This window comes from Cyanobacteriota bacterium (assembly GCA_025054735.1).
Lineage (GTDB): Bacteria > Cyanobacteriota > Cyanobacteriia > SKYG9 > SKYG9 > SKYG9.
On record JANWZG010000198.1, the window covers coordinates 1 to 6,877 of the forward strand.

Genomic DNA, 6,877 nt, shown 5'->3' on the forward strand with positions numbered 1-6,877 from the left:
AGTCCAAAGGCTCCTGTCAGTAGAGGGGTCCACAGCCAATCTCCCCAAAGGGGGCGCAGGGCATTTTGTTGCAACAGGTTTTGAATCATGGTGGCGTGTAGAATGACGCTACCCGTAGGAGGATAGGAATCAAACGGTGTGACCATGGAATCTAGACCAGTTGCAGTCACGCCAACCAACACAATTTTGGAGTGAAAGGCTTGGGCAGGGACTTTTCCTTGAATGACATCGGCAAAGGAATAGGAGTGAGCACGGGATATGGGGCCAACCCAATTGACCCACAGGGGCTGATCTAGGGGTGGCAAGGTAACGGGAGCCTTAACCAAGCTATAGACTTGCACGGCAGCGATCGATAGAGCAGGTTGACCGCGCAATTGAAGATCCACACACCGAACCAAACTATCAGCATCTGCTTGCTTCATCACATGACCTGTGGCAATTGCTGCCTCAGCTAAGGTGGGGACGGGCACCAGTGGAGCTCCTGTTTTGTCCCAGGCTTGGGCTAAAACTACCTTGCCCTGTTGTGCCATGGCTGCTGCCAAAGAGCTATCGTCTGGGCTAGGCTCTGACCAAATCAGGTCAATTGCTACAACGCTGGCTTCTGCACTAGACAATCTGTCCAGTAGCTGCACGTATCGCTGTCGAGACCACGGGAAACGTCCAAGCTGACGTATACTCTCATCATCGATCGTCACCAACACTAGGCGATCATCCCAAGCCGTGGCTCCCCGTAGTTGGAATAGCAACCGATAGACAAAATGCTCCAAGGGGCTAAAGCTGTCCATAGCTAGCATGATGGCAATCACAAATGCCATTACCCCCCCTGGAAACCATCGCCAACCACCGTGACTGTAATGCTTTGTCATAGACGCAAGGATAGACTGTGAACCTGTTGCCGACCCAGAGGCGTAATCACAGTAACTTGAAGCGTCGGTGATGACACGGCTGGCAGCGAGACACTGAACTGGCCAGTAGCGGTCGTAGTCTGAGGAACACCATTTACTAGCACAGTATTCACAGGATCAACATAACCGATAAACCGCACTCGGCGAATTCCATTCTGGACTTGCCGTTCCAGGTCGTACCGTAAAGCAGTGCTATCTTGCAAGGGTACCGGAGGCTGTGGTTGTTGACCAGGAATCGTCAGAGTTTGTAGCCCCCCAGAGACCATAACCGTTTTTCCTTGGGCAGTCATCGTAACCGCACCTTCTAAGGTAGCTAGTCCGGTTTTGCCGTCTGGCTGAACCGCGATGCCATATTCAGTGCCTCTCACGGCACTAACCCCCGCAGGTGTTTGCAATTCCAGGCGTGAACCTTCATGGGTAAAACGCCGTACTTGTAGCCGTGCTTGCCCGTAATCGATGGCTAGACGAGTAATGCGGCCATTGTCAGGGGCTACCCCCAGCGAGCGTACTGTAACCTTGGTGCTTTCAGCTAGTTGAATAAACCCAATACCCGTGTCTACCTCTAGCATGGCTGTAGATGATTTGCCAGTTGTAACACTATCTCCAACAGCTTGTAGACGATCGCCTTGGCGCACAGGGCGCGATCTCCCCTGCTGCCGATAGATAACAGTGCCTTGAGGTTGCCGCACTTTTAGCCAGCGATTAACACGCACGTTAATGGGCAGTCGAGCGATCGCGACTGTACCCAACAGTGTCATCAATGCGAGGCTAAGTGAACATAGTGCAACAGTTTGCGAGGGCAAGCACCGTATTAGCCAACTGTAATTCATGGAGATCTTGATTCTAAGACTAGAGAGTAGCTGCGATGATTCAGGTGAATGACAAATCACTCAATCAAATTATTGACAAACCAAGAGTAATGCTAACAATGATGTCGGTAATAGTGTGTGGATACTTAACGTAAGTATGTGAATATTTAGACCACTGCTTTATGCTATGGTGACTTGACAGGCCAGAATATAGTTTATCCGTACTTAAGATATTGCGTAAGAAGTAGCAATTAAGTTGTCGGCAATCTCAGCATCAACAGGTCGAGAGAAAAAATAGCCCTGCACTCGTGTACAACCCAGTTGCTTGAGGCTGATTAAGTCACTGACTAGTTCTACCCCCTCAGCAATCACATCTAAATCCAGCGTAGAAGCCAGGTGGACGATCGCCTCACTTAACGCCCATAACTGCTTTTGTACAAACACGCGATCGATCTTGAGGCCATCAATAGGCAGGTTTTGCAACTGCGCCAATGAGGCATATCGCGTGCCAAAATCGTCAATGTAGAGTTGAATGCCAATTGCCTTGAGCTTAGCCAGCACAGCAACAGCACGGTGATAGTCTTCAATTAAAACACTCTCAGTAATCTCTAACTTGAGGGTATTTGGCTGAATGCCTGTCTCTGTGATAATGCGTTGCAACTCACACACTAATGTTGGATTCTGGAGTTGTACTGCTGACAGGTTAAGACTCATCGTCAACGGATCCTCTATCGGAAAAGCTTGCTGCCAACGAGCTAGTTGCTCACATCCTTGTTGCAATACCCACAACCCTAGTTCATGGATAAAGCCTGTCTGTTCAGCGATCGTAATGAAAACACTGGGAGGGATAATCCCCTGGTTTCGATGATGCCAGCGTAGCAACCCCTCAAATCCAATAACATGCCCTGTACTGATAGAGATAATAGGCTGATAAACTAACTGCATTTCTTGCCGTGCGAGGGCTTGGTGCAGGTCATTCTCTAGCTGCAATTTCTTGATAGTCTCTTCAGAAAAAACGATCAATGACGAATTCGGTTGCTTTTCGATCGCATTGGCTAAGCGCACTAAGCGTTCACTGTTGCTGAGGGCAATCCCCAACAATCGTTGTCCCTCTTGCGTTAATGCTCCATACTTGGGATTTGCGAGTAGGTGTAACACTGCTTGAATAGATGTCAACGGTGTTCGCAATTCGTGGGAAATGAATAGGGCCGCATTACTCACTACTGTTGTATGGTTCACTGAACTATCGGTGGATAACTGAGCAACCATATCGCCTGTTGGAGAGATTGTGGATGTAACATCCTGGTTGCTGACAAATGGTGTTGCCATATTTATGTGATGAACCCCTGTAGTAATTAGTTGATAGATTGCATCGAGAAGTACCGCCACGATGCTTCAGCTAGGGTTTACGATCAGTTCCCTAGATGCTGATGACATAATTAACGGAGTCTTGAAGCTCCTATTTCCTCATAGGAAAAAAATTCGGGGTGAACCTATGGGCAATCTGCAAATAGAGAATTGGGTGTAAACGAATAACACTCGCAGTAGGCATAGAAGCCACAGACTACCCAGTGTCTAGTTGCACCGTAGGACGATCGAAGGACTGGCTCTAACGTAAACGTAACCATCTAGCTAAGCAGTTAGAGGGTATGCCTACCACTACAGAAGAGGTAACCTCCGTAATTCCTGCTTAACCTGCTACCTAGTTGACCACCACCTATTTGGGAACACACGCTTGGTAGCGATAAAAGATGGCGTTCTTACGAGGGGGCCATACCCTTTCAATCCCCAATGGCATCATTACTTCTCTATCACTACCCACATGCTCAACTGAGGAGAACATGATCGACCTATCTCTCAAGAGACACAATCCTTAGTGATCGTTGGCTTAGAAGAGAAGTTGAAAGATGCGTTCCTCTAGCCGAGCTAACTCTTGTTCATGGCTAGAGTAGAGTCCTGTTTGGGACTTTAGAGTTTTATGTAATGCCACCAAATCCTCAAGCTGCTGTACAACTAGCAAAACATCAATTTCGTCTGGGTAAAGGGCTTGCAGCCTAGAGTCTAGATCCATCACGTCGTTAAATGTGCCTGCTGCGAGTCCCACTCTGAACAGAACAGAGTTTTTAACCTCATCACTAGCATTTTGGAACAACTTCCGGATGTAGTAGGTAGTTGTTGGTGTAAGCTTGATTTCAGGTTTTGCAGGTTGTGGTTGATGTAGATTTACCATGTTCATGACACTATTACCCTTCAATTGTCTAATTCAGGACTGTTAATAACGGCTTGCCTTGCAGCCAGCGATCGTAAGCCAACCCAAACTGCATACGAGCTGCTAGATACTGTTATGCAAGTATCAAGAGCATTCATTGAACACTCATTAGCCACTTCGTATGCCCTTAAGCGATCGAATCGTTCGTATTCCTCTACCAATGCATAAAGTTCGTGATTGTACGACATGCCCTGTTGAATGCCATCTTGCCAGTAGTGAAATCGTGTAACTAGTTGCTCATTAATCACACGAGGCTGCCCGCGCCCTACGACATCTCGCTTTATAGCAACATCACTGTATGCATTCAATTACAAAGACCTCCTGACACTAAGGGGGAACTTAGCACTCGATCAACGAACCAGACCTTAAATCAGGTATGGAACGTCAACAGAGTTGTATGGTCAATGCAGTCCCTGCTAGTACGGCTTGACTACTAAAACCTAAAGCACGTCCTAATCGACCTACTATTGGTTAGTCAAATGATTGGTCAAAGTGCACGAGTTATTTAACTAATACCCTTACTATTTGAACAGTACCAATCAAATGTGGCTTTCTTGTGGACAAGAGCTTTGATGTTTATGCCGTCAAATACCTCCTTCCTAGCTAGTTAACTGCAATGAGGTTGCCTTAATACCAAGGCTCACAACCAGCTACACAGTTTTGACTGTCTTTAGTGAAGATTGAAGCCCTCACCAAATGTGATGCGTAGTAGTGATGCAAGCACCTGATATAGCTCCTTCAATTCCAAATCTTTGTAGCTCTGGGTTAATGTGCTTTCGAGCTGGTGAGTATGGATTGAAGTTGATGCCAACCACTATTTGCACTGTATCAATCAAATGTGGCATTATTGTGGACATTGCTTGCAGCGAGTAGCGGTCCTATCCAGCAGTCTCTAGGAAGGAGCAATATCATCAGGATTAATGCCAATCGACGTTAGGTACGCAGCTAACTGTTCAGCTCGACGGTGCTCCTGTTCAGCTCGACGGCGTTCCTGTTCGGCCCGTTGCTGTGCTAGCTCTATGCTATGGCTACAGACAGTCCTTAGTAAGGACTGAAGTCCTCACGACCAACTAAGGGGGTATGTATCTAGTTTTGGGAGAATTGGTAGTACCTTGTAGAAATCGATGTTGCTGACAGTACAGCTACGATAGCATTTGGAGCGCGGCTATTCTCATGAGTAGGTCAACCTATGCACACGCACTGCCGTAGAGAGTCGTGGTTTTTATGGTAACGGGTGTGTGGTGCCCAGAGTCAACAGCCCACAGGCAGTAGCTATTAGCTACGCACTATCGTTCATTTATCCAACAGATACCATCAGGCTAGTGGGCTTGCCTCGATCGCCCCACAACACGACACCGCGCTGGTTGGCTTCTAGATGGCGCACAATCTTGTAGATAGCTTCAATGTCGTCAGGAGTGCCTGTTTTTTCGGCGATTGTCTCTAAGCTTATAGGACGGCCTGCCGCCTGTAGCACCTGCATCACCTGCTGTTGTAGGCTGAGTATAGATGCTGCTGCCTTCTTACCTGCTTCTACCCCAGGTTGGTGATAGGCATTGATGTTGACCAGCGTTGCATAGAACCCAACAGCTCGCTCATACAGAGCAATCAATGCACCAACAGTGCGGGGGTTCACATGGGGAATGGTAATCGTAATGGACTCTCGACCATTTTCGTACAGAGCCTGTCGAGTGCCCTGCAACAGACCAGAGAGATAGTCTCCAGACGTTACCCCTGGTTCTACTTCCACTAGGGTTTTGCTGGTACGATCTTCCAACACCTCAATAAAGGTAGCAAAAAAGTTAGGTACCCCTTCCCGGAGTTGTTGTACATAGGCATGTTGATCGGTAGAGCCTTTGTTGCCGTAGACGGCAATACCTTGATGAACTATGTTACCGTCTAGATCCTTTTCCTTGCCCAGGGATTCCATAACCAACTGTTGCAGGTAGCGACTAAACAGCAATAGGCTATCCTTATAAGGCAAGATCACCATATCCTTTTCGCCTTTGCCGTTGCCTGCATAGTACCAAGCCAGAGCCAATAGGGCAGCGGGGTTATTTTTCAGGTCTGGCACACGAGTAGCCACATCCATCTCCTTGGCACCTGCCAGCATGGCTTGGATATCAATACCCTGTAAGGATGCAGCGAGTAGCCCTACGGCTGACATCTCGGAGGTGCGCCCACCTACCCAGTCAAACATAGGAAATTCCGCTAGCCAACCTTCTTTGTGACCCAGCTCATCCATTTTGCTACCTTTCATGGTGATGGCAACGGCGTGTTTAGCAAAGTCTAAGCCTGCCTGTTGGAAAACATGTTTGACCTCTACCATGCCATTGCGGGTTTCAGGAGTGCCACCTGATTTGCTAGTAACGATGACTAGGGTGCTGTTGAGGCGATCGCTAATTTGCGTGACCACACGATCAATCCCTTCTGGATCGGTGTTGTCGATGAAATGAATGGCAAGGGGGGGAAATACTGGAGCTAAGGCTTCGGCTACAAACTGTGGCCCTAGAGCAGAACCACCAATGCCAATGGACAAGATATCGGTAAATTTAGGAGCCTCTGGCGGATGGATCGTGCCATTGTGCACTTTCTGGACAAAATCAGTAATTGCAGCTAGGGTGCCCAAAATGTCGGCGGTGATATCTGGAGACGGGGCTAACTCTGGATCCCGCAACCAATAATGGCCCACCATGCGCTGTTCGTCGGGGTTGGCGATCGCGCCTGCCTCCAGAGCAGCCATGTCAGCAAATGCCCGTGCAAATTTGGGAGTCATTGTTTCGACAAATGCTGCATCAAACCCAATGCGGCTAATGTCCACATAGAACCCTAGCCCATCGTGATAATACAGCCAGTCCTGATACCGTTGCCACAGTGCCTGATTATCCATCGCTACT

At 48.1% G+C, this 6,877-nt stretch carries 6 protein-coding genes; all 6 read right to left on the reverse strand.

The window, feature by feature from the left end; genetic code table 11:
- Window positions 1-866: CHASE2 domain-containing protein (locus tag NZ772_10785; GenBank protein MCS6814038.1), on the reverse strand; the 866-nt coding region annotated here is incomplete at its 3' end.
- Entirely contained in the window at window positions 863-1,663 is an 801-nt protein-coding gene (locus NZ772_10790) for a FecR family protein (protein ID MCS6814039.1), read from the reverse strand. The genes NZ772_10785 and NZ772_10790, both read right to left, overlap by 4 nt.
- 276 nt (window positions 1,664-1,939) lie before the next feature.
- On the reverse strand, window positions 1,940-3,043 hold the full coding sequence (locus NZ772_10795) for an EAL domain-containing protein (protein ID MCS6814040.1): 1,104 nt from the start codon (window positions 3,041-3,043) through the stop codon (window positions 1,940-1,942).
- Between the two features lie 559 nt (window positions 3,044-3,602).
- The gene (locus NZ772_10800; protein MCS6814041.1) at window positions 3,603-3,950 is read right to left on the reverse strand and encodes a hypothetical protein; all 348 of its coding nucleotides are present in this window, start codon (window positions 3,948-3,950) and stop codon (window positions 3,603-3,605) included.
- A gap of 14 nt (window positions 3,951-3,964) precedes the next feature.
- Window positions 3,965-4,291, reverse strand: a complete 327-nt coding sequence (locus NZ772_10805; protein ID MCS6814042.1) for a hypothetical protein — start codon at window positions 4,289-4,291, stop codon at window positions 3,965-3,967.
- 989 nt (window positions 4,292-5,280) lie between these two features.
- Window positions 5,281-6,870, reverse strand: a complete 1,590-nt coding sequence (locus NZ772_10810) for a glucose-6-phosphate isomerase (GenBank protein MCS6814043.1) — start codon at window positions 6,868-6,870, stop codon at window positions 5,281-5,283.
- Window positions 6,871-6,877 lie beyond the last annotated feature (7 nt).

What these genes read in the sequence shown, in the direction of transcription:
- NZ772_10795 (MCS6814040.1), bottom strand. Translation starts at nt 3,043, where the DNA reads ATGGCAACACCATTTGTCAGCAACCAGGATGTTACATCCACAATCTCT.
- NZ772_10810 (MCS6814043.1), bottom strand. Translation starts at nt 6,870, where the DNA reads ATGGATAATCAGGCACTGTGGCAACGGTATCAGGACTGGCTGTATTAT.
- NZ772_10790 (MCS6814039.1), bottom strand. Translation starts at nt 1,663, where the DNA reads ATGACACTGTTGGGTACAGTCGCGATCGCTCGACTGCCCATTAACGTG.
- NZ772_10800 (MCS6814041.1), bottom strand. Translation starts at nt 3,950, where the DNA reads ATGAACATGGTAAATCTACATCAACCACAACCTGCAAAACCTGAAATC.